The organism is Pseudomonas sp. S34 (genome assembly GCF_009866745.1).
Taxonomy (GTDB): domain Bacteria; phylum Pseudomonadota; class Gammaproteobacteria; order Pseudomonadales; family Pseudomonadaceae; genus Aquipseudomonas; species Aquipseudomonas jessenii.
Genome location: NZ_CP019398.1, coordinates 4,907,373 through 4,934,038, shown reverse-complemented (window position 1 = coordinate 4,934,038; position 26,666 = coordinate 4,907,373). Strand labels below are relative to the sequence as shown.

Below are 26,666 nucleotides of genomic sequence, written 5' to 3'. Positions count from 1 at the left end.
TGGTAACGAGACGAACAGGAAGGCGCCTGACAGTAAAAAATCCTCACCGGGCGGCTTGATGAAACCGCCAGGCGAGCTGAGCGGATCAGATATCCCAGATCAGGTTGACCGCAAAGTTGCGACCCGGCTGGGTCAGACGGTCGAGGTTGGCCGGTTGGGTCACCGAGGCTTCGCCGACGCTGTCGTAGCCGCGCACGTCATCCCACAACCAGTACTTCTTGTCGGTGAGGTTGTAGACGCCGCCGCTGACGGTCACGTCGTCGGTCACCTTGTAGAACGCGCTCAGGTCCAGAATGCCGAAGCCGGGCGTCTTGAACTGGGTGCTGGTGCCGTCCGGGGTCTTGAAACTGGTGCTGTCGACGCGGTCTTTCTTTTTCACCAGCGTCCAGCTGAGCAAGCCGCCGTAGGTGTCCTGGTCGTAGCCGAGGCCGAATACGCCGGTCAGCGGGTTGACGCTGTTGAGCGGCTCGCCGTTGTCGTCGTTGCGACCGTAGGCATAGGCCACCGAGCCCTGGGTGTAGAGGCCTTGCGGCGCGCCGAAGGCGTCGAGGTTCAGGCGTCCCTTGACCTCGGCACCCTTGATGGTGGCGTGCTTGATGTTGTTGCTCTGGAACGTGGTCTCGGTGTAGCCCGGCGTGATGGCGTTCTCGTTAATGAAGTCGCGGTATTTGTTGTAGAACACCGCCACGTCAAACGAGCCCTGCTCGAAGTTGCCGCGCAAACCCGTCTCGTAGCTTTTGCTTTTTTCCGGTTCGAGGTCCGGGTTTGGCGCTACCCGATATCCGCCGGCGATGTTTTCGAAACGACCGTACAACGCCTTGGCGGTCGGGGTGCGGAAGCCTTCAGCGTATTTGCCGTACCAGGTGTAATGGTCGTTGAAGCTGTAGGTGGTGCCAAAATTCGGCGACAGGCGATGCCAGGTTTTGGTCTCGTCGCTCACTGTACCGTTGCCGCTCTGGTCGGCGGTGGCCAGGAACTCTTCGGTGATGTGCGGCTTGAGCTCGGTGTAGTCGTAGCGAGCACCTGGCGCAAAGGTCCAGTTGCCCCAGCTGATCAGATCCTGGGCGAACAGGCTGTAGCTGTTGACGGTCGGGTCCGGGAAGTCACTGGCGGGTGTCAGCGTGTCGGTGGCACTAGGGGCGCCAATGACCCGGCAGGATCCGGCCACGGTCAGGCAGGTGCCGGTGCCGGTACGCAGGCCGGTGATTTTGTCCTGCTTGATGGTGGTGCCATAGGTGACGAGGTGGTCGGTGTCGGCGATGGCAAACGACTTGTCAGCCTGGGCATCGAATACCCATTGGCGGTCCTTGTAGGTGGTATCGCGGTTACGCAGCACGGTTCGTGACGGCGGCGCGTAGATTTCCTCGGTGCTCTGGTCGGTCTTGGCGATCTGGTAGTTCAGCGTCCACTTGATGTTGTCGGCCAGGGCGCTGTCCAGACCGAAGCTGTGTTCCAGGCCAAAGCGTTCGCGGGTGATTGTGTCGTTACCGGTACGGGACTTGTAGTAGCCGAAACCGCGTCCGGCATTGAACGGGCCGCCCACTGCGCTCAATTGATTGGTGTCGCGGTCGTCCTTGTAATGCTCATAGGTCAGGCCCAGGCGCGCGTCGTCGGCGTAATTCCAGCCCAGTTTTGCCAGCACGCTGGTGGTGCGCGCGTCCTGGGGGTTGGCTTCAGTGCGGTTCAGCCCGGTGCCGCCGGTTTCGCCATAGGACTCTGTTTCATGACCGTTGCGCTGACTGAGATGCAACAGGCCATCGAGCTCGCCGGTGCGGCCGGCGACGGTGCCGGACGTCAGCCAGCTGTCGTCGGCGGAGCTGTAGCCGGTTTTCAGGCGCGCGCCGACATCCTTGCCCGGTTTGATGATGTCGTCCGGGTCCAGCGTGTAGTAACTGACGGCGCCGCCAATGGCATTGCTGCCGTACAAAACAGAGGCCGGGCCACGGAGGATTTCCACACGCTTGACGATTTCCGGGTCGACATAGTTGCGGTTGGTCTGGGCATAGGGGCCATTGAAGAAGCCGTCGGGTACCTGCACGCCATCGACCTGGGTCAGCACGCGGTCGCCATCGATGCCGCGAATGTTGTAGCCGGTGATACCGGCCCGCTGGCCTGCGCCGCCTACCGAAACACCAGGTTCGTAGCGCACCAGCTCCTTGATGGTATTGACGTTGTTGCGGTCCAGATCTTCGCGGGTGTAGACAGAGACCGTGCTCGGCACGCTATTCACAGACTGTTCGTTACGGGTGGCGCTGATGGTCACCTGATCGAGATTCAGGGCGCTGCTACCACTGCGCTTTTCCAGAACGATGCTGTTGTTGCCCAGTTTGCGATAGCCCAGGTTGGTCCCCACCAACAGGCGATCCAGGGCTTTCTCCGGCGACAGCGAACCACGGACGCCCGGCGAGGCCACACCTTGTGCCAGCTCTGACGACACACCGATCTGCCAGCCCGTTACGGTGGTAAAGGCATTGAGTGCCGACACCAGTGATTGCTGGGGAATGGCGAACGAGTAGTCGCCCATTTTGCGGGTCGACTGCTCGGTGGCGGTGGCGGCCATGAGCGGTGCGGTACCGGCCATCAGGATGGCGGCGGTCAGCAGCGACAGCACGCGGGAAGGTGTAGGGGCTTGGCGGGTAAGGCGAGGGGACATCGATAGCGCTCCGTGTCGCACGAATCTTTATAGGTGCTGATTGGCATGGTGAGATGCGAATCAATTGTATTGGCTATAACGAGACGTACGGGGTTTGGCTATCGAGTAAAAATAATTCTCATTCAGTTCAAGATGACCAGCGCCGGGAATTCCTGGAGCCGGGCCGAGGTGATGTGGGCCAGGGAGCGAACCACGTCCAGCGGCTGATCGAGACGGTAGTTGCCGGTCACGGTGACATCGGCCAACTGTTCGTTGTTGTTGATGATCCAGCCCGGGTAATAGCGGCGAAGTTCTGCCAGTACCTGGTTCAACGGGCAGTTTTCGAATACCAGCCGTCCCTGGACCCACGCCAGGTCAGTGGCGGCGTCGAGTTTGGCCGGGCGGTCGAAGCCGTTGGGGCCGATCCGAATGCTTTCCCCGGCGGACAAGCGTACCCGCGCGTCATCCCGAGTGGCGCGCAAGTCGACGTCGCCGCGCTGTACCCGTACCTGCGCCACGCCGTTGAGGTAACGCACGGCAAATGCGGTATCGCGAACGCTGGCCGTGACCGGGCCGGCGTCGATTTCCAGTGGTTGGCCGCGATTGGCCTGCACTTCGAAAAACGCTTCGCCCTGATACAGGCGGGCAACACGTTGCTGGTCGTTGATGGTGCTTGAGAACGCCGAATTGGTATTGAGCAGAACCCTGGAACCGTCCTCCAGTTGCAGGCGCTGGCGTTCGCCGACCACAGTCAGGTGATCGGCCTGCAGGCGCATCGGCAAACTGCTGAAACTGAACAGCCCGAGCAGCAGCACGGCGGCGGTGGCCAGTGGTTTCCAGTGCGGACGCAGACGGGCGAGGACAGTGACTTTCGCCGGACGGGCGGCCAGGCTTTGCGCGCATTGCGCCACTTGCGGGCCGTCCCAGATCGCCTGGGCCTTGGCGAACGCCTGGGCATTCAACGGATCGGCGTCGAGCCATGCCTGGAATTGGCGGCTCTGCTCCTCGTCGGGACTGCCGAGCACAATCAGCCAGTCCAGGGCCTGGTCCATCGCGCTTGCGGGGTCCTGCGCCGATGAAGGCTCGGGGGAGCGGTGGTTGTCCGTCACGGTGTTTCCTCGGCAGTGTCTGTGCACGGCTGTTTTTTTTAGTGAAGCGTAAAAGTGGGCCAAGGGTAGCAAAGCCCGATGATCAGCGCAGTCGGTCCAGGTAAGCGCAGGGCCTTGGCGCTCAGTTGGCGTTCAAGCGATCGGCAACCCCGATGCAGATCGACATGATCAGTTTGAGTTCTTTCTGCACGGTGCTGAGGGACACGTTCAACTCCTCGGCGATTTCCTGGTAACTGTGACCGTGCAGGCGGCTGAGGATGAAAATCCGCTGTTGGCGGGCGCTGAGTTCACTGAGGCTCACGTTCAAACGCTCCAGCAATTGTTCGGCGTGGGCGGCGTCTTCGGCGCTGCTGGTGGCGGCGGCGATGCTGTGCATCACCTCCTGCGGCACGTCGTCGACCATCGTGCGCGAATGGATGCGCCGCGCGCGCAAATGGTCCAGCGCCAGGTTGCGCGCCGTCTGGAAGACAAAGGGCTCAAGATGATCGATGGCCCGTTCGCTCAATGCCCGGGTCACCCGCAGGTAAGTTTCCTGCAAAAGGTCTTCAGCGGTGCTGTGATTGTTGACCATCCGCTCCAGCGTGCGCAGCAGAGAGGTGCGCTGGGTGAGGAAAACGTGGTTGAAGCGCGACTGACTCACGGGAGAACCTGATCCATTTCGAGTAGATGATAATGCTTATCATCTACTCGAGTGGTCAAGCACTGATTTGTGACGCTTTACGCGCGACCCTGCAAATAGGTGGCGTAATCGGGAATCCGATGGAGGTGCGCCTGATCCATCAGCGGGCTGCTGAGCAGGTAGTCGGCGCTGCATTCGTTGCACGCCACCGGGATGTTCCACACTGCCGCGACCCGCAGCAACGCCTTGATATCCGGGTCGTGGGGCTGTGGCTCGAACGGGTCCCAGAAGAACACCAGCATGTCGACCCGCTGCTCGGCGATTTGCGCACCGAGCTGCTGATCGCCGCCCAGTGGCCCGCTGATCATGCTTTGCACCGGCAGATCGAGGCGTTGTTGCAACAACAACCCCGTGGTGCCGGTGGCGACCAGGTCATGCTGGGCCAATCTGTCTTTTTGTCGTTCGGCCCAGTCCAGCAAGAACACCTTGCAGTGGTCATGGGCAACCAGGGCGATACGCTTGCGCGCCGCCATGGTCTTTTGCGTAAAGCTGATGCCGATCATCGATGCTGGCTCCAGAAATGACACGCACCCTGTAGGAGCGAGCCTGCTCGCGATGGACTGTAGAACACCGCGGGGCATCAGGTTCCCCGCGTTATCGTTCACGACCATCGCGAGCAAGCTCGCTCCTACAAGAAGGAAGGGACGTGCTGCTTATTCGGCGTTGCACAGCGCCAGGCAGTTATCGAGCATGCGGTTGGAGAAGCCCCACTCGTTGTCATACCACGCCAGTACCTTGAGCAGCTTGCCGCTGGATTTGGTGTGGTTGGCGTCGAAGATCGACGACAGCGGGTTGTGATTGAAGTCGCTGGAGACCAGCGGCAGGGTGTTGTAGCCAAGGATCTTCGAGTGCTGGCTGGCTTCTTTCATCAGCGCATTGACCTCATCGGCCGACGCTTCGCGCTTGAGCTGCACCGTCAGGTCCACCAGCGATACATTGATGACCGGTACGCGCACCGACATGCCGGTCAATTTGCCCGCCAGTTCCGGCAGCACCAGGCCGACGGCTTCGGCGGCACCGGTCTTGCTCGGGATCATGTTCTGGGTGGCCGAACGGGCGCGGTACGGATCGACGTGATAGACGTCGGTCAGGTGCTGGTCGTTGGTATAGGCGTGAATGGTGGTCATCAGACCGCTTTCGATGCCCAGCTCGCGGTGCAGCACCTGGGCCACCGGAGCCAGGCAGTTGGTGGTGCACGACGCGTTGGAAATGATCTGGTGCGATTGGCGCAGAATGTCGTGGTTCACCCCGTAGACGACAGTGGCGTCGGCGCCTTTGGCCGGTGCAGAGATAATGACTTTGCGCGCGCCCGCCGTAATATGCGCGGCGGCTTTGGCCCGGTCGGTGAACAGACCGGTGCATTCGAACACCACATCAATTTTTTCCGCGGCCCAGGGCAGGTCGGCCGGGTTGCGGATGGCGCTGACCGAAATGCGGTCGCCGTTGACCGTCAGACTCTCCTGATCGTGCTGGACATCGGCATCGAATGTGCCGTGAACGGTGTCGTACTTGAGCAGATGAGCGTTGATCGCGCTGTCGCCCAGGTCGTTGATGGCGACGATCTGCAGATCCTGACGGTAGCCCTGGGTATAGAGTGCGCGCAGGACGTTACGGCCGATGCGGCCAAAACCATTGATTGCGATTCGAAGAGTCATAGTGCGGCGCTACCGTCGTTTTGTTGTTGGAATTACAAGATTATTCGTAAAAAAATAGAAAACAAGCCTTTTTGATGGCAATATTTTGTTCGATCTACAACGAGTGACCTGAATCAACTGGTCCGAATGGTCAAATAAACCGTCTGTCATCCCATCGACACCGGCCTTTGATCAGCATAGACAATCAGGTCGCCACATCCGTTAGCCTGGAGTTCTACACATGCATCCCCGCGTCCTTGAGGTCACTGAACGGCTTATCGCCCGCAGCCGCGCCACGCGTGAGGCCTACCTTGCATTGATCCGCGGTGCGGCCAGCGACGGTCCGATGCGCGGCAAGCTGCAATGCGCCAACTTCGCCCATGGCGTGGCCGGTTGCGGCAGCGACGACAAGCACAGCCTGCGGATGATGAACTCCGCGAACATCGCGATAGTTTCGTCATATAACGACATGCTCTCGGCGCACCAGCCCTACGAAGTCTTCCCCGAACTGATCAAGAAAGCCCTGCGCGAAATCGGCTCCGTCGGTCAGTTCGCCGGTGGCACGCCGGCCATGTGCGATGGCGTGACCCAGGGCGAGCCGGGCATGGAACTGAGCCTGCCGAGCCGCGAAGTGATCGCGTTGTCCACCGCCGTGGCGCTGTCTCACAACATGTTCGACGGCGCGCTGCTGCTCGGCATCTGCGACAAGATCGTGCCGGGCCTGATGATGGGCGCGCTGCGCTTCGGCCATCTGCCGATGATCTTCGTGCCGGGCGGGCCGATGGTGTCGGGCATTTCCAACAAGCAGAAAGCCGATGTGCGCCAGAAATACGCCGAAGGCAAGGCGACTCGCGAAGAGCTGCTGGAATCGGAAATGAAGTCCTACCACAGCCCCGGCACCTGTACCTTCTACGGCACCGCCAACACCAACCAGTTGCTGATGGAAGTCATGGGGCTGCATCTGCCGGGCGCGTCCTTCGTCAACCCGAACACGCCGTTGCGCGATGCCTTGACCCGCGAAGCCGCGCACCAGGTCACGCGCCTGACCAAGCAGAACGGCGACTTCATGCCGATCGGCGAAATCGTCGACGAGCGTTCGCTGGTCAACTCGATTGTCGCGTTGCATGCCACGGGCGGTTCGACCAACCACACCCTGCACATGCCGGCCATCGCCATGGCGGCGGGTATTCAATTGACCTGGCAGGACATGGCCGACCTCTCCGAAGTCGTGCCGACCCTGAGCCACGTCTACCCGAACGGCAAAGCCGACATCAACCACTTCCAGGCCGCGGGTGGCATGTCGTTCCTGATCCGCGAACTGCTGGAAGCCGGGCTGCTCCACGAAAACGTCAACACCGTAATGGGCCATGGCCTGAGCCGCTACACCCAGGAGCCGTTCCTCGACAATGGCCAACTGGTCTGGCGTGAAGGCGTGACCGACAGCCTCGACGAAAGCATCCTGCGTCCGGTCGCCCGCGCGTTCTCGGCCGAAGGTGGCCTGCGGGTGATGGAAGGCAACCTCGGTCGTGGCGTGATGAAAGTCTCCGCCGTGGCCGTGGAAAACCAGATCGTCGAAGCGCCGGCCATGGTGTTCCAGGATCAGCAGGACCTGGCCGATGCGTTCAAGGCCGGTTTGCTGGAGAAGGATTTTGTCGCGGTGATGCGCTTCCAGGGCCCGCGCTCCAACGGCATGCCAGAGCTGCACAAGATGACGCCGTTCCTCGGCGTGTTGCAGGATCGCGGCTTCAAAGTCGCGCTGGTGACCGACGGGCGCATGTCCGGCGCGTCGGGGAAAATCCCGGCGGCCATCCATGTCAGCCCCGAAGCTTATGTCGGCGGCGCTTTGGCGCGGGTACAAGAGGGCGATATCATCCGCGTCGATGGCGTCAAAGGCACCCTGGAGCTTAAGGTGGACGCCGAAGAATTCGCAGCGCGCACGCCGGCCAAGGGCCTGTTGGGCAACAACATCGGCACCGGTCGCGAGCTGTTCGGTTTCATGCGCATGGCCTTCAGCTCGGCGGAGCAGGGCGCCAGCGCCTTTACTTCTGCCCTGGAGACGCTTAATTGAAACTGGCTTTGGTCGGTGACATCGGTGGGACCAACGCACGTTTCGCGTTGTGGAAAAACCAGCAGCTGGAATCGGTCCAGGTGCTGGCAACGGCAGATTTTCCCAGCCCGGAAGAAGCTATCAGCCTGTACCTCAATGGTCTGGGGCTGGCGCCGGGTTCGATCGGTTCGGTGTGCCTGTCGGTGGCGGGCCCGGTGAGTGGTGACGAATTCAAGTTCACCAATAATCACTGGCGCCTGAGCCGCAAGGGCTTTTGCCAGACCTTGCAGGTGGATCAGCTGTTGTTGGTCAACGACTTCTCGGCCATGGCCTTGGGCATGACCCGTTTGCAGCCCGGCGAATTCCGCGTGGTCTGCGAAGGCACGCCGGAGCCGTTGCGCCCGGCGGTGGTGATTGGCCCGGGCACCGGCCTGGGCGTCGGCACCTTGCTCGATTTGGGCGCGGGCCGTTTTGCCGCGTTGCCGGGGGAGGGCGGTCACGTCGATCTGCCATTGAGCAGCCCGCGTGAAACCCAACTCTGGCAGCACATCTTCAACGAAATTGGCCATGTCAGTGCGGAAACAGCCTTGAGCGGTGGCGGCTTGCCCCGTGTCTATCGGGCGATCTGCGCGGTGGACGGGCACACGCCTGTGCTCGACACACCGGAAGCCATCACCGCTGCCGGGCTGGCGGGCGACCCGATTGCCGTGGAAGTGCTTGAGCAGTTCTGCTGCTGGCTCGGTCGCGTGGCCGGCAATAACGTACTGACCACCGGTGGACGCGGTGGCGTGTACATCGTGGGCGGGGTGATTCCGCGCTTTGCCGATTTCTTCCTCGAAAGCGGTTTCGCCCGCTGCTTCGCCGACAAGGGTTGCATGAGCGATTACTTCAAGGGGATTCCGGTGTGGCTGGTGACGGCGCCGTATTCCGGGTTGGTTGGCGCCGGAGTAGCCTTGGAGCAATCTCTCCCAGCTTGAAATACGATCAAAATGTGGGAGCGGGCTTGCTCGCGAATGCGGTTTTATATTCAACACATTCGTTGACTGACACACCGCTTTCGCGAGCAAGCCCGCTCCCACAGTTGTTTCTGTGGTGTTTGCAGTTTCGGTGCTTAAGGCATAATCCGCCCAATTCAAACAACAAGGACGCCGCCCGTGAGCTCAGTCAACAAGTCGATTTTGTTGGTCGATGACGATCAAGAGATACGCGAGTTGCTGGATACCTACCTGACCCGCGCCGGGTTCCAGGTACGTACCACGCCCGACGGCGCCGGTTTTCGCCAGGCGCTGAACGAGGCGCCGAGTGATCTGGTGATCCTTGATGTGATGTTGCCCGACGAAGACGGCTTCAGCCTGTGCCGCTGGATTCGCCAGCATCCGCGCCAGGCGCAGGTGCCGATCATCATGCTCACCGCCAGTTCCGACGAAGCCGATCGCGTCATCGGCCTGGAACTGGGCGCCGACGATTACCTCGGCAAGCCCTTCAGCCCACGGGAGTTGCAGGCACGGATCAAGGCGTTGCTGCGCCGCGCGCAGTTCGGTCAGGAGCGCAGTGGCGGTGAGGTGCTGGCCTTCGATGACTGGCGGCTGGACATGGTCAGCCATCGGCTGTTTCACATCGACGGCGAAGAGGTGATTCTCTCGGGCGCCGATTTCGCGCTGCTGAAACTGTTCCTCGACCATCCACAGGAAATCCTCGACCGCGACACTATCGGCAACGCCACCCGCGGCCGCGAACTGATGCCCCTGGATCGCATCGTCGACATGGCGGTCAGCCGTTTGCGCCAGCGCCTGCGCGACACGGAAAAACCGCCACGGCTGATCCGCACCGTGCGTGGCAGCGGCTACCAACTGGCGGCCAACGTGGTTGCCAGCAATGGTCACTGAGACTTTGCGCAAGCTCGCCGCCAAGGTGCCGATGCCGCGTTCGCTGCTCGGGCGGATGTTGCTGCTGACCCTGCTGGCGGTGTTGTTCGCCCAGGCATTGTCGAGTGTGATCTGGGTGTCGCAACTGCGCGCCACGCAGCTCGAGGGCCTGGTCACCAGTGCCCGCAGCCTGGCCCATTCAATGACCGCCAGCGTCAGTTATTTCCGTTCGTTGCCGGTGGCGTTTCGGCCCCTGGTGCTCGATCAATTGCGCAGCATGGGCGGCACCCGGTTCGTGGTGACGCTCAACGACAAACCCCTGGGCATGGAAGTGCTGCCCATCACCCCGCGTAAAGAGGCGGTGCTCAAGGCGGTTGACGAAGTGCTGCGCCAGTCCCTCGGCCAAGACACGGACATCTCGGTGACCTTCGTCAGCCCGGAAGACCTGCGCATCTTCAATGGCGGCCTGAAGCTCGATGAGTTGCCACGTTCCTGGGCGCACTACGCGCTGACCCTGGAACCGGTGAACCCGCCAGTGCTGGTCACGCAGATCCAGATGGCACCGGGGGAATGGCTGTACATCGCCTCGCTGTTGCCCGAGCCCTACACCAGTCTTGAAGAGCAGGGCCTGCCGGCGCAGCAGGTGTGGTTCATCGTCCTGACCAGCAGCTTTTTGCTGTTGTTCATCGGCCTGCTGGTGCACTGGCAGAGTCGTCCGCTCAAGCGCCTGGCGCGGGCGGCGCGGGACCTGTCGTTGGGTGCCGACGTGGAACCGGTGGCCGAGGGCGGTGGCAGCGAAGTGGTCGAGGTCGGGCGCGCCTTCAACACCATGCGCGAGCGCATCAGCCGTTACCTGACCGAACGCAGCCAGTTGTTCAGCGCCATTTCCCACGACCTGCGCACGCCGATCACCCGCTTGCGCCTGCGGGTTGAATTGCTCGAAGACGAAACACTGCAAGCCAAGTTCGGGCGCGATCTGGACGAGCTGGAGTTGCTGGTCAAGGGCGCGCTGCAATGCGTGAAAGACACCGACATCCACGAGAACATCGAGCCGGTGGATCTCAACCATGTGCTCGACTGTCTGGTGGAACCCTATCTCGCGCCGAACGGCAACGGCCGCGTGACCCAGCAGGGGCGGGCACTGGCGGCATACCCGGGCAAACCGCTGGCGCTCAAGCGCTGCATCGGCAACCTGATCGACAATGCGCTGAAGTACGGGCAGAACGCGCACCTGCACATCGATGACGACGAAAGCGCGTTCATCCTGCATGTCGATGACGAGGGGCCGGGCGTGCCGGAGCAGCGCCTGGAGCAGGTGTTCGAACCGCACTTCCGCCTGGCCGGGCAGCAGCAGGGTTACGGCTTGGGGCTGGGGATTGCCCGCAACATTGCCCATAGCCATGGTGGTGAGGTCAGCTTGCAGAATTTGCGTGAAGGCGGGTTGCGGGTAACGTTGCAGTTGCCCCGCAGCGTTGACTAGTCAGACCGCGTTATCGTTCTTCGCGAGCAAGCCCGCTCCCACATTTGATTCGTTCACGACGCAGAACCAATGTGGGAGCGGGCTTGCTCGCGAAGGCGTCAGATCATTCAACACATCTTCCAAGGGAATGTCACAAGTTGGTGACATAACCCACCCCCTTCGTTACAAGCCGACCTTCGTCCGTTGTTTATGCTGCCCCACAGTCATAACAACAAAAAAGGTACGCCATGGACACCTTCCAACCGGCCTTCAGCAGTTGGCTGAACGCACCTGCCCATCAGCAATGGCTCGCCACCGAAGGCTTGCGCCTGCTGGCCTTCGCCAAGGCTTCGAAACTGCCTGAAGGCTTTGGCAACCTCGATGAAAAGGGTCGCCTCCCGCCTGATGCGCAAGCCCAGACCATGAACACCGCGCGCATGACCCACAGCTTCGCCTTGGCCCACATTCAGGGTTTACCGGGCTTTGCCGAACTGGTGGATCACGGCGTTGCCGCACTGCGCGGGCCGTTGCGCGACGCGCTGCATGGCGGCTGGTTCGCGACTGCCGAACATCGCGACGGCAACACCGGCAAGAACGCCTACCTGCATGCCTTCGTCGCGCTGGCCGCCAGTTCTGCGGTGGTCGCACAGCGTCCCGGTGCCCAAGCCTTGCTCGATGATGCCATCGATATCATCGACACTTATTTCTGGAGCGAAGAAGAAGGCGCGATGCGCGAGTCTTTCAATCGCGACTGGAGCGAAGAGGAGGCGTACCGGGGCGCCAACAGCAATATGCACGCCACCGAAGCTTTCCTCGCCCTGGCCGATGTCACCGATGACAACCGCTGGCTGAGCCGCGCCCAACGGATTGTCGAGCGCGTAATTCATGGCCACGCCGCCGCCAACGATTACCTGGTGATCGAGCATTTCGACCGCGCCTGGCAGCCACTGCGGGACTACAACCGCGACAATCCGGCCGACGGCTTCCGCCCCTACGGCACCACCCCGGGCCATGGTTTCGAGTGGGCGCGGCTGTTGCTGCACCTCGAAGCTTCGCGGGTGAGAGCCGGGATGCTCACGCCGGGCTGGCTGGTCACCGATGCGCAAAAACTGTTCGAGCACAATTGCCTCCATGGCTGGGACGTCGATGGCGCGCCGGGCATTGTCTACACCCTGGATTGGGGCAACAAAGCGGTGGTCCGCCATCGCCTGCACTGGACCCATTGTGAAGCCAGTGCCGCCGCCAGTGCGCTGCTCAAACGCACCGGTGAAGAGCAATACGAACACTGGTACCGACTGTTCTGGGAATTCTGTGACAGTCATTTCATCGACCGCGATGGCGGCAGCTGGCATCACGAACTCGACCCGCAAAACCGCCCGAGTGCCGATATCTGGCCCGGCAAGCCTGATCTTTACCATGCCTGGCAAGCCGTGCTGATTCCGCGCCTGGCGCTGGCGCCGAGCATGGCCACGGCGCTGGCGCAGCCGTCCCAGAGCGGTTCTATGTAACCATGCGGTGACATTCGCGCATCCCTTCGTTACCTGCGAGGGGATATCCCCTGTTTAGAATCTTATGCAGCGCAAGCAACAGACTTGCATGCATAACAACAAGAAAGGTGCTCCTAGATGAATGCGATTTCTCGCCTCGCTACTGTCATTTCTCTCGCTTCCCTGTCTGCGCTCCCCCTCAGTGTCCTGGCCGCCGAATCCAAAGGTTCCGTTGAAGTCGTTCACTGGTGGACTTCCGGTGGTGAAAAAGCAGCGGTCGATGTCCTGAAGGCTCAAGTCGAAAAAGACGGCTTCACCTGGAAGGACGGCGCGGTCGCCGGCGGTGGCGGTTCCACGGCCATGACCGTACTCAAGAGTCGCGCCGTAGCCGGCAACCCGCCGGGCGTTGCCCAGATCAAAGGCCCGGACATCCAGGAGTGGGGCAGCACTGGCCTGCTCAGCACCGACGCGTTGAAAGACGTTTCCAAGGCGGAAAACTGGGATGGCCTGCTGTCGAAGAAAGTCTCCGACACCGTGAAGTACGAAGGTGACTACGTCGCCGTGCCGGTGAACATCCACCGCGTCAACTGGCTGTGGATCAACCCTGAAGTGTTCAAGAAAGCCGGGATCGAAAAAGCCCCGACGACCCTCGAAGAATTCTATGCCGCCGGCGACAAGCTCAAGGCCGCCGGCTTCATCGCGCTCGCCCACGGCGGTCAGCCTTGGCAGGACAGCACCGTGTTCGAAGACGTGGTGCTCTCGGTCATGGGCGCCGACGGTTACAAGAAAGCCCTGGTCGACCTGGACCAGAAAACCCTGTCCGGCCCGGAGATGACCAAGTCGTTCGCCGAGCTGAAAAAAATCACCGGCTACATGGACCCGAACCGTGCCGGTCGTGACTGGAACATCGCCGCCGCCGACGTCATCAGTGGCAAGGCCGGCATGCAGATGATGGGCGACTGGGCGAAAAGCGAGTGGACCGCCGCGAAGAAAATCGCCGGCAAGGACTACCAGTGCGTAGCGTTCCCGGGCACCGAAAAAGCCTTCACCTACAACATCGATTCGATGGCGGTGTTCAAGCTCAAGGCCGATCGCAAGGGCGACATCGCTGCCCAGCAAGACCTGGCCAAGGTCGCGTTGGGTACCGACTTCCAGAAAGTCTTCAGCATGAACAAGGGTTCGATCCCGGTGCGTAACGACATGCTGAACGAAATGGACAAGCTCGGCTTCGACGAGTGTGCCCAGAAGTCGGCCAAGGACTTCATCGCGGACGACAAGACCGGCGGCCTGCAACCGAGCATGGCGCACAACATGGCCACCTCCCTGGCCGTGCAGGGCGCGATCTTCGACGTGGTCACCAACTTCATGAACGACAAGGACGCTGACCCGGCCAAGGCCAGCGCCCAACTGGCCTCGGCTGTCAAAGCTGCCCAGTAATCCCTGACACAGCCTGACCCGATGTGGGAGCGGGCTTGCTCGCGAATGCAGACCGACATTCAACATTGATGTCGACTGACACACCGCTTTCGCGAGCAAGCCCGCTCCCACAAGGGATCACTGCGTCGATTCATTTCTCTAAACCTGGATTATCCCGATGAGCTCTGTGGCGGTTTTCAGCAAAGCCTCACCGTTCGATGCGCTGCAACGCTGGCTACCCAAGTTGGTACTCGCGCCGAGCATGCTGATCGTGTTGGTTGGCTTCTACGGTTACATCATCTGGACGTTCATTCTGTCCTTCACCAACTCCAGCTTCATGCCGAGCTACAAGTGGGTCGGCCTGCAGCAATACATGCGCCTGATGGACAACGACCGCTGGTGGGTCGCGAGCAAGAACCTCGCGGTGTTCGGCGGCATGTTCATCGGCATCAGCCTGGTGCTGGGCGTGTTCCTCGCGGTGCTGCTGGACCAGCGCATTCGCAAGGAAGGCTTCATCCGCACCGTCTACCTGTACCCGATGGCGCTGTCGATGATCGTCACCGGTACCGCGTGGAAATGGCTGCTCAACCCGGGCCTGGGCCTGGACAAGATGCTGCGCGACTGGGGCTGGGAAGGCTTCCGTCTCGACTGGCTGGTGGATCAGGATCGCGTGGTGTACTGCCTGGTGATCGCCGCCGTGTGGCAAGCCTCCGGGTTTGTCATGGCGATGTTCCTCGCCGGCCTGCGCGGTGTCGATCAATCGATCATCCGTGCTGCGCAAGTCGATGGCGCGAGCCTGCCGACCATCTACCTGAAGATCGTCCTGCCGAGCCTGCGCCCGGTGTTCTTCAGTGCCTTCATGATCCTGGCGCACATCGCCATCAAGAGCTTCGACCTGGTCGCGGCGATGACTGCGGGCGGTCCGGGTTACTCCTCCGACCTGCCGGCGATGTTCATGTATTCCTTCACCTTCAGCCGTGGCCAGATGGGCATCGGTTCGGCCAGCGCCATGCTGATGCTCGGCGCCGTGCTGACCATCCTCGTGCCGTACCTGTACTCCGAGCTGCGAGGCAAACGCCATGACTAATCAACTCGGAAAATCGGGTATCAGTTTCAGCCGCATCGCGATCTACGCAACTCTGTTGCTGGCGGCAGCGGTGTACTTGATCCCGTTGGTGGTAATGCTGCTGACCAGCTTCAAATCCCCGGAAGACATCCGTACCGGCAACCTGCTGAGCTGGCCGACCGTGATCGACGGCATTGGCTGGATCAAGGCCTGGGACGTGGTCGGCGGCTACTTCTGGAACTCGGTGAAGATCACCGTGCCGGCGGTGCTGATCTCCACGTTCATCGGGGCCATGAACGGCTACGTGCTGTCGATGTGGCGCTTCCGTGGTTCGCAACTGTTCTTCGGCCTGTTGCTGTTCGGCTGCTTCCTGCCGTTCCAGACAGTGCTGCTGCCAGCCTCGTTCACCCTCGGCAAGTTCGGCCTGGCCAACACCACCACTGGCCTGGTGCTGGTGCACGTGGTCTACGGCCTGGCGTTCACCACGCTGTTCTTCCGCAACTACTACGTGAGCATTCCGGATGCGCTGGTCAAGGCCGCACGGCTCGATGGCGCGGGCTTCTTCACGATCTTCCTGAAGATCCTGCTGCCGATGTCGATCCCGATCGTGATGGTCTGCCTGATCTGGCAGTTCACCCAGATCTGGAATGACTTCCTGTTCGGCGTGGTGTTCGCCAGTGGCGACGCCCAGCCAATTACCGTGGCCCTGAACAACCTGGTCAACACCAGCACCGGGGCCAAGGAATACAACGTTGATATGGCCGCCGCGATGATCGCCGGGCTGCCGACACTGCTGGTCTACATATTCGCTGGCAAGTATTTCCTGCGCGGGCTGACGTCCGGCGCGGTCAAGGGGTAGAACATGGCAACTCTCGAATTACGCAACGTCAACAAGACCTACGGCCCCGGTTTGCCGGACACCCTGAAAAACATCGAACTGAAAATCGATGACGGTGAGTTCCTGATCCTGGTCGGCCCGTCGGGCTGCGGCAAGTCGACCTTGATGAACTGCATCGCCGGCCTTGAAACCATCAGCGGTGGCGCGATCCTGGTGGACGACGCCGACATCAGCGGCATGAGCCCCAAGGATCGCGACATCGCCATGGTGTTCCAGTCCTACGCGCTGTACCCGACCATGAGCGTGCGCGACAACATCGCCTTCGGCCTGAAGATCCGCAAAATGCCGACTGCCGAAATCGACGAAGAAGTCGCTCGGGTTTCCAAGCTGTTGCAGATCGAACACCTGCTCAGCCGCAAGCCCGGCCAACTCTCCGGCGGCCAGCAACAGCGCGTGGCGATGGGCCGTGCCCTGGCGCGGCGACCGAAGATTTATCTGTTCGACGAACCGTTGTCCAACCTCGACGCCAAGCTACGGGTCGAGATGCGCACCGAAATGAAACTGATGCACCAACGCCTGAAAACCACCACGGTCTACGTGACCCACGACCAGATCGAAGCCATGACCCTGGGCGACAAAGTGGCGGTGATGAAGGACGGGATCATCCAGCAGTTCGGTACGCCGAAGGACATCTACAACAACCCGGCCAACCTGTTCGTGGCGAGCTTCATCGGTTCGCCGCCGATGAACTTCATCCCGCTGCGCTTGCAGCGCAAGGACGGTCGTCTGCTGGCGCTGCTCGACAGCGGCCAGGCCCGTTGCGAATTGCCGCTGGGCATGCAGGATGCCGGTCTTGAAGACCGCGAAGTGATCCTCGGCATCCGCCCTGAGCAGATCATTCTGGCCAACGGCGAAGCAAACGGGTTGCCGACCATTCGCGCCGAAGTCCAGGTCACCGAACCGACCGGGCCCGACACCCTGGTCTTCGTCAATCTCAACGACACCAAGGTCTGCTGCCGCCTGGCGCCGGACGTGGCGCCGGCCGTGGGCGAGACCCTGACCCTGCAATTCGATCCGGCGAAAGTGCTGCTGTTCGATGCCAAGACCGGGGAGCGTTTGGGGGTTGCCGGCGTGCCGAAAGCCGAGGCGCATGCTGACAACGTGGCGCAATTCAAAGGTCGCTGAAGAACAAGAAATGTGGGAGCGGGCTTGCTCGCGAATGCGTACTGACATTCAACAACTATGTCGACTGATACACCGCTTTCGCGAGCAAGCCCGCTCCCACAGGGGGGACATGTGGCGGATGGATTGTTATCCGTCGCAACTGATGTAACCGCGTTAAAGAAGAAAAGTTAATAACAATAAAACGAGGAAGTAGGGATGAAGATGAAGAACAAGGCCCGGTTGATCTGCCAGGTTTCAGCAGCGGCAGCACTGGTTCTGGCCGGCAATGCGATGGCCGATGAAGCGTTCAGCTCCGACTCCAGGTGGATGACGGGCGATTGGGGTGGCGAGCGTACCAAGCTGATCGAGCAAGGCATCGACATCAAGATGGACTACGTCGGTGAAGTCGGCGGCAACCTCCATGGCGGCTTCAATGATGACAAGACCGCGCGCTACGCCGACCAGTTTGGCCTGGGCGCGGCGCTGGACCTGGAGAAGCTGTTTGGCTGGGATAACACCCAAGCCAAGATCCAGCTCACCAACCGTAACGGTGAGAACATCTCCAACGACCGTATCGGCGATCCGCGTGCCGGCACCTTGAGTTCCTCCCAGGAAGTCTATGGTCGTGGCCACATGGTCCGTCTGACCCAGTTGTGGATTCAGCACCAGTTCTTCGACAACAAGCTGGACGTCAAGGCCGGTTACTTCGGTGAAGGTGAAGACTTCAACACCTTCCCGTGCGAGTTCCAGAACCTGGCGTTCTGCGGATCCCAGGTGGGTAACTGGGCCACCAACATCTGGTACAACTGGCCGGTCAGCCAGGCGGCGATCCGTGTGAAGTACAACATCAATGACGAGCTCTACGCTCAGATTGGCGCGTACAACCAGAACACGTCGCAACTGGAGCACGGTAACGGCTTCAAGCTCAGCGGCAGTGGCACCAATGGCACCGTCCTGCCGGTCGAGCTGGTCTGGTCGCCGAAGGTCAACAACCTGCCGGGTGAATACCGTGTCGGTTACTACAAAAGTACCTCTGATGCCGACGACGTTCTCAAGGACGACAACGGCCAGAACGCAGCGACCACCGGCAACCCTTATCGCGTCCACGATAGCAAGCATGGCTACTGGTTCGTCGCGCAGCAGCAACTGACCAGCCACAATGGCGATGCTTCCCGTGGTCTGAACATCGCGGCCAACGCAACGTTCCACGACAAAGACACCAACTTCATCGACAACTACCAGTCGCTGATGTTCGTGTACAAGGGCCCGTTCGACGCGCGTCCGAAGGATGACGTGGGCATCGGTTTCGCCCGTATCCATGTCAACGATGACGTGAAGAAAAACGCTGAACTGACCAACGCGGCCAACGGTGTTTCGGAATACGACAATCCGCTGTTCTCGCCCATTCGTGAAACCGAATACAACTACGAGATCAACTACGGCTTCCACGTGACCAACTGGCTGACCGTACGTCCCAACCTGCAATACGTCACTCATCCGGGTGGTGTGGATGAAGTCGACAACGCGCTGGTGGCCGGCCTGAAAATTCAGTCGGTGTTCTAACGCTGTTGCGATAAGCTCTCCTCAATGTGCGCATTTTTGCGGACAGCCCTGGCTGTCCGTTTTTTTTTGTGTGGCGAGGGGGCTCGCCCCCGTTGGACTGCGCAGCAGTCCCTTTTTGGGGCCGCTTCGCGACCCAACGGGGTGATGCGGCATTCCGACAAGCCCCCTCGCCACAAAAAGCGCTCTACAGGATTGTGAGAATGTTGAGTACACCCATGTTTTTCAGGACCGTGGCACATGCTTGAGCATCCGCTACAACGCTTCTTCAAATCCTTGCGCGAACGACCGGTGTTCGCGTGGGAGCGCTATCAGACGCGCGATGTGCTGGTGATCGATCATCCGCTGTGTCAGGCGGTGTTCAGTCGTCAGGGCGCGCAGTTGTTGCACTTCCAGCCCAAGGGCCAGAAACCCTGGCTGTGGTGCGCGGCAAAGTGGCCGCAGGTCGGCGCCATTCGCGGCGGCGTGCCGGTGTGTTGGCCGTGGTATGGCCGGCATCCGAGCGAAAACGCCTGGCCGTCCCATGGCTGGGCGCGGTTGCTCGACTGGAAGCTGCTCGACAGCAACAGTGACGACGATGGCGTGCGATTGCACTGGCAACTGAAGTTGTGCGACTGGCAGGTGGACCTGCACGCGCACCTGGGTGAGCGCATGGAACTGCGTCTGAGCACCGAGCATCAGGACGACATGCCGTGCCAGTTGAGCCAGGCTTTGCACGCTTACTGGCGTATTGGCGATGTCAGTGAGATAGCGCTGTCTGGACTCGAAGGCGCGCAGGGTTACGATCAGTTGAGCCGACAGGTTTGTCAGCAGGAAGGCGAGTTACGCGTTGATGGCGGGTGTCAGCGGGTGTTCCAGCACGACGGCGAATTGCAGTTGAACGACCATGCCTGGCAGCGGGCGTTGTGCATCGACACTGGCGAAACGGCAGACACCGTGGTTTGGCATCCTGGTTCACGTCCGTTGCTCGGCGTGACCTGGAACGAGATATCCGAATTCGTTTGCGTAGAGGCCGCAAGCGGCGGTACCGACAGCCTGTGCCTGAAACCAGGGGAGCGGGCGCATTTGAGTTTGCAGGCGCGGGTGGGGGCTTGATTCTGCGGTGTTGCTGCTGGCCCCTTCGCGAGCATGCCCGCTCCCACATTCGACCACATTCCAACTGAAGGAATCTGGTCACCTGTGGGAGCAGGCTTGCTCGCGAAGGCGTCCTTTCAAGCAGTAAAGATTCAGGATCGGTCAGTTGAACTCATCTCCCACCGGATACCGGCTGGCATTCAAGCTTTCCTTGATCTTGCGCAAATGCGGCTGGAAGTCCACGCCACGGCGCAAGGTCATGCCGGTGGCGAGTACGTCCAGCACGGTCAGCTGGATGATCCGCGACGTCATCGGCATGTAGATGTCGGTGTCTTCCGGCAGCGGAATGTTCAGGCTCAGGGTGCTGGCCTTGGCCAGTGGCGAGTTCTCGGCGGTCAGGCCAAGCACCGAGGCGCCGTTTTCCCGGGCGATGCGCGCCACTTCCACCAGTTCGCGGGTGCGACCGGTGTAGGAAATGATCACGAACAGCTCGCCGGTATGGGCCACCGAGGCAATCATGCGCTGCATCAGCACATCCGCGTGGGCCGTGACGGCGAGGTTGAAACGGAAGAACTTGTGCTGCGCATCCAGTGCCACCGGTGCCGAGGCGCCGAGGCCGAAGAAGTGGATCTGCCGGGCCTGAATCAGCAGGTCGACGGCGCGACTGATCAGGTTCGGGTCCAGTGCCTGGCAAGCGCTGTCCAGTGAGGCGATGGCGCTGCCGAAGATCTTCTGGGTGTAGGCCTCCGGATTGTCATCGGCCTCCACCGCACGGCTGACATAGGCGGCGCCACTGGCCAGGCTCTGGGCCAGTTGCAGTTTGAGCTCGGGGTAGCCGCTGACGCCGAACGAACGGCAGAAACGGTTGACCGTCGGCTCGCTGACCGAGGCGGCCTGGGCGAGGGCGGCGATGCTGAAGCGGGTGGCCTGCTGCGGGTTGAGCAGGATCACCTCGGCGACTTTGCGTTCGGCCTTGTTCAGCTCTTCAAGGCGATTCTGGATTTGCTCCAGTAAATTTCGCACGCGGTCCATATAAGTATCCTTTACACCTGCGCCAACAAGCGCGCGGCTAATGCAAAAAGGGCCTTTGGTGAGGCCCGTAACGGTGGCCTATCCTACTGATGGCTCCGACCGACCACCACTCGGAATCTGTATTTTGCGAAAATGTTGTGGTTATTACTACATTTTCCCTTGAGTGATGCCTTGAAAAAAGGTATTTGTAGCTTAACTTGATAAAAGAACAAACATCATGCTCTCGATTACGGTTGAACCGTGCACCTTTGCCTTGTTCGGCGCCCTTGGCGACCTGGCCTTGCGCAAGCTGTTTCCTGCCCTCTATCAACTCGACGGCGCCGGCCTGTTGCACGAGGATACGCGGATCATCGCGCTGGCCCGTGAGCCGGGCAGCGAGCAGGAACACCTGGCGTTCATCACCTCCGAGCTGCGCCGCTATGTCGGTGCCAAAGAGCTGGACGAAGCCGTGGTCGAGCGTTTTCTGGCGCGCCTGAACTACCTGCACGTCGACTTCCTCAACCCCGATGATTATGTGGCCCTGGCCGAATCCGCCGGCAGTTCGCAGCGTGTCATCGCCTACTTTGCGACCCCTGCCGCCGTGTATGGCGCGATTTGCGAGAACCTGGCCAAGGTCGGCCTGGCGCAAAACACCCGTGTGGTGCTGGAAAAACCCATCGGTTCGGATCTGGAATCCTCGCGCAAGGTCAACGACGCCGTGGCGCAGTTCTTCCCGGAGAACCGCACCTACCGCATCGACCACTATCTGGGTAAAGAGACCGTCCAGAACCTGATCGCCCTGCGTTTCGCCAACAGCCTGTTCGAAACCCAGTGGAACCAGAATTACATTTCCCACGTGGAAATCACCGTGGCCGAGAAGGTCGGTATCGAAGGCCGCTGGGGTTACTTCGACAAGGCCGGCCAGCTGCGGGACATGATCCAGAATCACCTGCTGCAACTGCTCTGCCTGATCGCCATGGACCCGCCGGCCGACCTGTCCGCCGACAGCATCCGCGACGAGAAGGTCAAAGTGCTCAAGGCCCTGGCGCCGATCAGCCCGGAAGGCCTGACCACTCAAGTGGTGCGCGGCCAGTACATCGCCGGCTACAGCGAAGGCAAGGCAGTACCGGGGTACCTGGAAGAACCCAATTCCAACACCCAGAGCGACACCGAAACCTTTGTCGCCCTGCGTGCCGACATCCGCAACTGGCGCTGGGCCGGCGTGCCGTTCTACCTGCGTACCGGCAAGCGCATGCCGCAGAAGCTGTCGCAGATCGTCATCCACTTCAAGGAACCGTCGCACTACATCTTCGCTCCCGAGCAGCGCCTGCAAATCAGCAACAAGCTGATTATCCGCCTGCAACCGGACGAAGGCATTTCCTTGCGTGTCATGACCAAAGATCAAGGCCTGGACAAGGGCATGCAGCTGCGCAGCGGTCCGTTGCAGCTGAATTTTTCCGACACCTGGAGCAGCGCACGGATTCCCGATGCCTACGAGCGGTTGTTGCTGGAAGTGATGCGCGGCAATCAGAACCTGTTTGTCCGTAAAGATGAAATCGAAGCCGCGTGGAAGTGGTGTGACCAGTTGATCGCCGGGTGGAAAAAATCCGGTGATGCGCCCAAGCCGTACGCGGCCGGGTCCTGGGGGCCGATGAGCTCCATTGCACTGATCACGCGGGACGGGAGGTCGTGGTATGGCGATATCTGATTTGAAACTGCCGCAGGGCGTCAGCGCCCATGCATACAAGAGCCCGGTGCTGCTGGCTGAAAGCCTGGCACTGAACGTGGCGAAACAACTGAGCGACGCGATCGACGCCCAGGGCACTGCGACCCTGGTGGTGTCCGGTGGCCGCAGCCCGGTGGCGTTTTTCCAGCACCTGGCCAAGCAGGCGCTGGACTGGTCGAGCGTGGTGATCAGCCTGGCCGACGAGCGCTGGGTGCCGGTCGAACACGCCGACAGCAACGCCGGCCTGATCAAGCGTTACCTGCTGCAAGGCCAGGCGGCCAAGGCGCAGTTCCTGAGCCTGTACAGCGCCAGCGCCAACCTGGAACAGGCGGCCGAGCAGGCCGACCGCTTGCTGTCGGAGTTGCCGGTGATCGACGTGCTGATCCTCGGTATGGGCGATGACGGCCACACCGCATCGCTGTTTCCCAACAGCCCGAACCTTGCCGAGGCATTACAGGTCGATGGCGTTCGTCGTTGCTGGCCGATGCTGGCGCCGACCGTGCCGCATCAGCGCCTGACCATGAGCCGCGCGCTGCTGGCTTCGGCCAAACATAAAATTCTGTCGATCTCCGGTCAGTCCAAGCTGACCACCCTGAGTTTCGCGCTGGCCGGTGACGATGTCGCCGAAATGCCGGTGCGCGCGTTTCTGCAACCCACGTTAGAGATTTACTGGTGCCCATGAGCCAAGGAACAGCCGCTATGACAAACCCATCCCCGACCGTTTCCATGGCGGACAAAGTTGCCCTGATCGACAGTATTTGCGCGAAAGCGCGGATTCTGCCGGTGATCACCATTGCCCGCGAGCAGGACGTTCTGCCGTTGGCCGACGCCCTCGCGGCCGGTGGCCTGACGGCCCTGGAAGTGACCCTGCGTTCGCAATTCGGCCTCAAGGCCATCCAGATTCTGCGTGAGCAGCGTCCGGAGCTGGTGACCGGTGCCGGCACCGTGCTGGATCGCCACATGCTGGCGGCGGCGGAAGCGGCCGGCTCGCAATTCATCGTCACGCCGGGTATCACCCGCGACCTGCTGGAAGCCAGCGTCGCCAGCCCGATTCCACTGTTGCCAGGCATCAGCAATGCCTCGGGCATCATGGAAGGCTACGGCCTGGGTTATCGCCGCTTCAAGCTATTCCCGGCCGAAGTCAGCGGCGGCGTCGCGGCCATCAAGGCTCTGGGCGGCCCGTTCGGCGAAGTGAAATTCTGCCCGACCGGCGGCGTGGGACCTGCCAATATCAAGAGCTACATGGCATTGAAAAACGTCATGTGCGTGGGCGGTAGCTGGATGCTTGATCCGGAGTGGATCAAGAACGGCGACTGGGCCCGCATTCAGGAATGCACCGCCGAGGCTTTGGCGCTGCTGGACTGATCGCTTCACCCTACACCTCGTTGTGTGTTCTACGGCTTTACGGTGCGCTTGGTCGGTGCACCGTTTTTTTTTGCCCGGAACAAACAGGTACGACTCGAAACCTGTGGGAGCGGGCTTGCTCGCGAAGGCAGCGTGTCAGGCAACAATCATGTCGACTGATACTCCCCCTTCGCGAGCAAGCCCGCTCCCACAGGGACAAGGACATCATGCGATACATAGTTACCGCATAACGAAAATCGACCGGTGCTAGCCTGCGTTCATCTTATGGAAGAGAGAACGTCATGGACGCTACCACCTCAGCTGCACCCCCGGCACCGGTCTACCTGCTGTCTCCCGAACAGATTGCCGGCCCGTATTTCCGCAACCCCAAACTGATCCGCAGAAACATCAGCGAAGGCGCCGAAGGCGTTCCGTTGGTGCTGCGGCTGACCATTGTCGATGCCATGACCGGCGAGCCGGTCCCCGATGCGCTGGTGGATATCTGGCACTGCAATGCCCGCGGTGCCTATTCGGGCTGGAGCAAGATCAACCCGGACGTCGAGGTCGATACCGGTGATATCGGCGCCGTCCCGCGCACCGATGACGATACCTATCTGCGCGGCGGGCAGTTCACCGACAAGTCGGGCGTCGTGCGCTTCACCACGATCTATCCCGGTTTTTACGCCGGTCGCGCATTGCACATTCACGTCGCCGTGCGCATCACGGCCGGCAACAACTATCTGCAAGAACGGCATGTCGCCTGGGTCGGGCAGCTTTATCTGCCTGAGGTGGCCTCTCGTTCGGTGCTCGGTAGCCGACCGTACAGCGGCCGAACAGTGCCGGTACTGACCAACGCCCAGGACTATTTTTATTCAACCATGGGCGGTGAAAAATCGACCTTGAGTGTGCACACCCTGGGGCGGGATTCGGCTGAAGACGGCTACTTCGGGCAGATGACCATCGGCATCGACACCTTCGCCGTGTCGACACAGATCAAACCCGAGGACTTTGACAAGTACACCGTCTGAGGTCAGCCCAGTTCGGTCAGCGCCCTGACCAGCACATCCATGTCGGCCGCGGTGGTGGTAAGCCCCGGTGTAATGCGGATGCACGGACCGCATGCCGCGCCACTGCGGGTCACGGTGAACAGGTTGTATTCATTGAGCAGGCGCTCGACCATGGTTTGCTGGTCGGCATGCCGGGTAAAGCGCATTGAGGTAATGCCGCAATACAGGCGTGGGTCATCCGGGGTCAGGACTTCGACGCCCGGCAACTGCCGCGCCGCAGCGACCCAGCGGTTGCGCAGATAATTGAGCCGCGCGCCCTTGGCCGCGGCACCGCCCATCGCCCAATGTTCTTCGAGCACCAGCGGCAGGGTCATCAGCGCCGGGATGTTGGGGGTGCTGTACGAGGTACGGGCGCGAATGTCAGTGGGCGGAAAATGCATCTCGCCCATGTCCGGGTCGATGTCGGCCAGGCGTTCGGGTGCGATGTAGATAAAACCGAGCGTCAGCGGTGCGCCGATCCACTTGTGCAGATTGAAGCCGGCGAAGGCGATACCGAGCTCGGTCAGGTCGAATTCAAACTGGCCGAGGGCATGGGCGCCGTCGAGGATGACGTCGATGCCCTGTTCCTTCGCAGCGGCTGCAATCGCCTGCACCGGCATCACCAGGCCCGTGCGATGGGTGACGTGGGTCAGGGCCATCAGCTTCAGCCGCGGATAGCGCGCGAAGGCTTCCCGATAGGTATTGAGCAAGCTGTCGAAGGTTGCCGGGTGTGCGTGTTCGATCTCGATCACTTCGACACCGCGATTACGCGTCAGCCAACGCATGGCGCCTTTGACCGTGTCGTATTCCAGATCGCAAACCAGTACCTGGTCGCCGGGCTGCAGCCGGTTGTAGTTGCGGATCAGCGACTGCAAACCTTCCGAGGCGTTACGGGTCAGGGCGATGCTGTCGGCGGGTACGCCAATCAACCTGGCCAGTTGCGCGCGGATCTTCAGGCTGTCGCCCTGTTCGAAACGCTGGCGCACGTACACCGAATTGCTGCGGTTGATCAGTTCGATGTTGCGCTGGTATTCCTCGACCACCGTGCGTGACATGCGTGCGAAGTAACCGTTCTCCAGGTTGAGCGGGCCGGGTTCGACATCGTAGCGGTCGGCAAAGGTTCGCCAGAAAGCTTCATCACGGGCGCGGCGGGTGTTGTCGGGCATGGGGTACTCGGTAGGTGATTCAGTGGCGCGGGGCCGGCTTGCCGTGTTTGGCGCGCAGCGGTTCGAGCAAGTCCGACAAACCGTTGTGATCGATCTCCTGCATCAGGGCCAGCAGGCCGCCCAACTCGCCATGGGGGAAACCCTCCCGGGCGAACCAGTTCAGGTAAGGGCCGGGCAGGTCGGCAATGATTCGACCCTTGTATTTGCCGAAAGGCATTTCACGGGTGATCAGCAGTTCGAGCTTTTCAGGGTTCATCGATCGGTCGTCTTGATTCAGTCAGTCTGGAAAATACAGGCATTCTGCATGCAGGCCAAATGACAGATCATGCAAATAAAACGGATA

At 61.0% G+C, this 26,666-nt stretch carries 23 protein-coding genes; 15 read left to right on the top strand and 8 right to left on the bottom strand.

Annotation, left to right across the window (positions count from 1 at the left end):
• Window positions 1–85: 85 nt before the first annotated feature.
• The 5 genes from PspS34_RS21985 to gap all read right to left on the bottom strand — a co-directional run bounded on the left by PspS34_RS21985 (window position 86) and on the right by gap (window position 6,075).
• Window positions 86–2,653, bottom strand: a complete 2,568-nt coding sequence (locus PspS34_RS21985; protein WP_057713540.1) for a TonB-dependent receptor — start codon at window positions 2,651–2,653, stop codon at window positions 86–88.
• A gap of 122 nt (window positions 2,654–2,775) precedes the next feature.
• On the bottom strand, window positions 2,776–3,741 hold the full coding sequence (locus PspS34_RS21980; protein ID WP_154860415.1) for a FecR domain-containing protein: 966 nt from the start codon (window positions 3,739–3,741) through the stop codon (window positions 2,776–2,778).
• A gap of 121 nt (window positions 3,742–3,862) precedes the next feature.
• Complete coding sequence (locus PspS34_RS21975; RefSeq protein ID WP_057713542.1) at window positions 3,863–4,381, bottom strand: sigma-70 family RNA polymerase sigma factor; 519 nt, start codon at window positions 4,379–4,381, stop codon at window positions 3,863–3,865.
• Window positions 4,382–4,458: 77 nt separating this feature from the next.
• Complete coding sequence (locus tag PspS34_RS21970; RefSeq protein WP_057713543.1) at window positions 4,459–4,923, bottom strand: methylglyoxal synthase; 465 nt, start codon at window positions 4,921–4,923, stop codon at window positions 4,459–4,461.
• Between the two features lie 150 nt (window positions 4,924–5,073).
• On the bottom strand, window positions 5,074–6,075 hold the full coding sequence (gene gap / locus PspS34_RS21965; protein WP_007974423.1) for a type I glyceraldehyde-3-phosphate dehydrogenase: 1,002 nt from the start codon (window positions 6,073–6,075) through the stop codon (window positions 5,074–5,076).
• 220 nt (window positions 6,076–6,295) lie between these two features.
• Here gap and edd point away from each other — a divergent pair, with 220 nt between their 5' ends.
• From edd to PspS34_RS21910, 11 genes are all read left to right on the top strand, one after another.
• Window positions 6,296–8,122: a phosphogluconate dehydratase gene (gene edd / locus PspS34_RS21960; protein ID WP_057713545.1), complete on the top strand. Its 1,827-nt coding sequence runs from the start codon at window positions 6,296–6,298 to the stop codon at window positions 8,120–8,122.
• Window positions 8,119–9,078: a glucokinase gene (locus tag PspS34_RS21955; RefSeq protein ID WP_154860414.1), complete on the top strand. Its 960-nt coding sequence runs from the start codon at window positions 8,119–8,121 to the stop codon at window positions 9,076–9,078. The genes edd and PspS34_RS21955 overlap by 4 nt, the downstream gene beginning before the upstream one ends.
• A gap of 177 nt (window positions 9,079–9,255) precedes the next feature.
• Window positions 9,256–9,987, top strand: coding sequence for a response regulator transcription factor (locus PspS34_RS21950; protein ID WP_008050538.1), 732 nt, complete (start codon window positions 9,256–9,258; stop codon window positions 9,985–9,987).
• Window positions 9,977–11,446: an ATP-binding protein gene (locus tag PspS34_RS21945; protein ID WP_008050539.1), complete on the top strand. Its 1,470-nt coding sequence runs from the start codon at window positions 9,977–9,979 to the stop codon at window positions 11,444–11,446. Before PspS34_RS21950 ends, PspS34_RS21945 begins: the two co-directional genes overlap by 11 nt.
• 227 nt (window positions 11,447–11,673) lie before the next feature.
• Window positions 11,674–12,933, top strand: a complete 1,260-nt coding sequence (locus PspS34_RS21940; RefSeq protein WP_154860413.1) for an AGE family epimerase/isomerase — start codon at window positions 11,674–11,676, stop codon at window positions 12,931–12,933.
• 117 nt (window positions 12,934–13,050) lie between these two features.
• Complete coding sequence (locus tag PspS34_RS21935; RefSeq protein WP_057713549.1) at window positions 13,051–14,349, top strand: ABC transporter substrate-binding protein; 1,299 nt, start codon at window positions 13,051–13,053, stop codon at window positions 14,347–14,349.
• Window positions 14,350–14,506: 157 nt separating this feature from the next.
• On the top strand, window positions 14,507–15,415 hold the full coding sequence (locus tag PspS34_RS21930) for a sugar ABC transporter permease (RefSeq protein ID WP_007974433.1): 909 nt from the start codon (window positions 14,507–14,509) through the stop codon (window positions 15,413–15,415).
• Window positions 15,408–16,253, top strand: coding sequence for a carbohydrate ABC transporter permease (locus PspS34_RS21925; protein ID WP_007974434.1), 846 nt, complete (start codon window positions 15,408–15,410; stop codon window positions 16,251–16,253). The genes PspS34_RS21930 and PspS34_RS21925 overlap by 8 nt, the downstream gene beginning before the upstream one ends.
• A gap of 3 nt (window positions 16,254–16,256) precedes the next feature.
• Window positions 16,257–17,417, top strand: coding sequence for an ABC transporter ATP-binding protein (locus PspS34_RS21920; protein ID WP_057713551.1), 1,161 nt, complete (start codon window positions 16,257–16,259; stop codon window positions 17,415–17,417).
• Window positions 17,418–17,612: 195 nt separating this feature from the next.
• Window positions 17,613–18,959, top strand: a complete 1,347-nt coding sequence (locus tag PspS34_RS21915; RefSeq protein WP_090457408.1) for a carbohydrate porin — start codon at window positions 17,613–17,615, stop codon at window positions 18,957–18,959.
• Window positions 18,960–19,196: 237 nt separating this feature from the next.
• Window positions 19,197–20,051 carry a D-hexose-6-phosphate mutarotase gene (locus PspS34_RS21910; RefSeq protein ID WP_154860411.1) on the top strand — a complete coding sequence of 285 codons (855 nt, stop codon included), beginning with the start codon at window positions 19,197–19,199 and terminating at the stop codon, window positions 20,049–20,051.
• A 141-nt stretch (window positions 20,052–20,192) separates the two neighbouring features.
• Here PspS34_RS21910 and PspS34_RS21905 read toward each other — a convergent pair whose 3' ends face one another.
• Complete coding sequence (locus PspS34_RS21905) at window positions 20,193–21,053, bottom strand: MurR/RpiR family transcriptional regulator (RefSeq protein ID WP_170948639.1); 861 nt, start codon at window positions 21,051–21,053, stop codon at window positions 20,193–20,195.
• A 226-nt stretch (window positions 21,054–21,279) separates the two neighbouring features.
• On the opposite strand from PspS34_RS21905, the gene zwf reads away from it, so the two are divergent.
• From zwf to PspS34_RS21885, 4 genes are all read left to right on the top strand, one after another.
• Window positions 21,280–22,749, top strand: a complete 1,470-nt coding sequence (zwf, locus tag PspS34_RS21900; protein ID WP_057713554.1) for a glucose-6-phosphate dehydrogenase — start codon at window positions 21,280–21,282, stop codon at window positions 22,747–22,749.
• A complete protein-coding gene (gene pgl / locus PspS34_RS21895; RefSeq protein ID WP_102670323.1) occupies window positions 22,736–23,449 on the top strand; it encodes a 6-phosphogluconolactonase in 714 nt (237 codons plus the stop codon). The genes zwf and pgl overlap by 14 nt, the downstream gene beginning before the upstream one ends.
• A 17-nt stretch (window positions 23,450–23,466) precedes the next feature.
• Entirely contained in the window at window positions 23,467–24,132 is a 666-nt protein-coding gene (locus PspS34_RS21890) for a bifunctional 4-hydroxy-2-oxoglutarate aldolase/2-dehydro-3-deoxy-phosphogluconate aldolase (protein WP_008050561.1), read from the top strand.
• 281 nt (window positions 24,133–24,413) lie between these two features.
• A complete protein-coding gene (locus PspS34_RS21885) occupies window positions 24,414–25,139 on the top strand; it encodes an intradiol ring-cleavage dioxygenase (RefSeq protein ID WP_154860410.1) in 726 nt (241 codons plus the stop codon).
• A gap of 2 nt (window positions 25,140–25,141) precedes the next feature.
• On the opposite strand, the gene PspS34_RS21880 is transcribed toward PspS34_RS21885, so the two are convergent.
• A complete protein-coding gene (locus PspS34_RS21880) occupies window positions 25,142–26,323 on the bottom strand; it encodes an aminotransferase class V-fold PLP-dependent enzyme (protein WP_150813277.1) in 1,182 nt (393 codons plus the stop codon).
• A 19-nt stretch (window positions 26,324–26,342) separates the two neighbouring features.
• Window positions 26,343–26,579 carry a DUF3820 family protein gene (locus PspS34_RS21875; RefSeq protein ID WP_003227425.1) on the bottom strand — a complete coding sequence of 79 codons (237 nt, stop codon included), beginning with the start codon at window positions 26,577–26,579 and terminating at the stop codon, window positions 26,343–26,345.
• Between the last annotated feature and the right edge of the window lie 87 nt (window positions 26,580–26,666).

Bases quoted from the DNA above. Each gene is read 5' to 3' on its own strand.
- PspS34_RS21945 (WP_008050539.1), top strand. From the start codon at position 9,977: ATGGTCACTGAGACTTTGCGCAAGCTCGCCGCCAAGGTGCCGATGCCG.
- PspS34_RS21875 (WP_003227425.1), bottom strand. From the start codon at position 26,579: ATGAACCCTGAAAAGCTCGAACTGCTGATCACCCGTGAAATGCCTTTC.
- edd (WP_057713545.1), top strand. From the start codon at position 6,296: ATGCATCCCCGCGTCCTTGAGGTCACTGAACGGCTTATCGCCCGCAGC.
- PspS34_RS21915 (WP_090457408.1), top strand. From the start codon at position 17,613: ATGAAGATGAAGAACAAGGCCCGGTTGATCTGCCAGGTTTCAGCAGCG.
- gap (WP_007974423.1), bottom strand. From the start codon at position 6,075: ATGACTCTTCGAATCGCAATCAATGGTTTTGGCCGCATCGGCCGTAAC.
- PspS34_RS21940 (WP_154860413.1), top strand. From the start codon at position 11,674: ATGGACACCTTCCAACCGGCCTTCAGCAGTTGGCTGAACGCACCTGCC.
- PspS34_RS21925 (WP_007974434.1), top strand. From the start codon at position 15,408: ATGACTAATCAACTCGGAAAATCGGGTATCAGTTTCAGCCGCATCGCG.
- PspS34_RS21885 (WP_154860410.1), top strand. From the start codon at position 24,414: ATGGACGCTACCACCTCAGCTGCACCCCCGGCACCGGTCTACCTGCTG.
- PspS34_RS21930 (WP_007974433.1), top strand. From the start codon at position 14,507: ATGAGCTCTGTGGCGGTTTTCAGCAAAGCCTCACCGTTCGATGCGCTG.
- pgl (WP_102670323.1), top strand. From the start codon at position 22,736: ATGGCGATATCTGATTTGAAACTGCCGCAGGGCGTCAGCGCCCATGCA.
- PspS34_RS21880 (WP_150813277.1), bottom strand. From the start codon at position 26,323: ATGCCCGACAACACCCGCCGCGCCCGTGATGAAGCTTTCTGGCGAACC.
- PspS34_RS21890 (WP_008050561.1), top strand. From the start codon at position 23,467: ATGACAAACCCATCCCCGACCGTTTCCATGGCGGACAAAGTTGCCCTG.
- PspS34_RS21970 (WP_057713543.1), bottom strand. From the start codon at position 4,923: ATGATCGGCATCAGCTTTACGCAAAAGACCATGGCGGCGCGCAAGCGT.
- PspS34_RS21920 (WP_057713551.1), top strand. From the start codon at position 16,257: ATGGCAACTCTCGAATTACGCAACGTCAACAAGACCTACGGCCCCGGT.
- PspS34_RS21985 (WP_057713540.1), bottom strand. From the start codon at position 2,653: ATGTCCCCTCGCCTTACCCGCCAAGCCCCTACACCTTCCCGCGTGCTG.
- zwf (WP_057713554.1), top strand. From the start codon at position 21,280: ATGCTCTCGATTACGGTTGAACCGTGCACCTTTGCCTTGTTCGGCGCC.
- PspS34_RS21910 (WP_154860411.1), top strand. From the start codon at position 19,197: ATGCTTGAGCATCCGCTACAACGCTTCTTCAAATCCTTGCGCGAACGA.
- PspS34_RS21935 (WP_057713549.1), top strand. From the start codon at position 13,051: ATGAATGCGATTTCTCGCCTCGCTACTGTCATTTCTCTCGCTTCCCTG.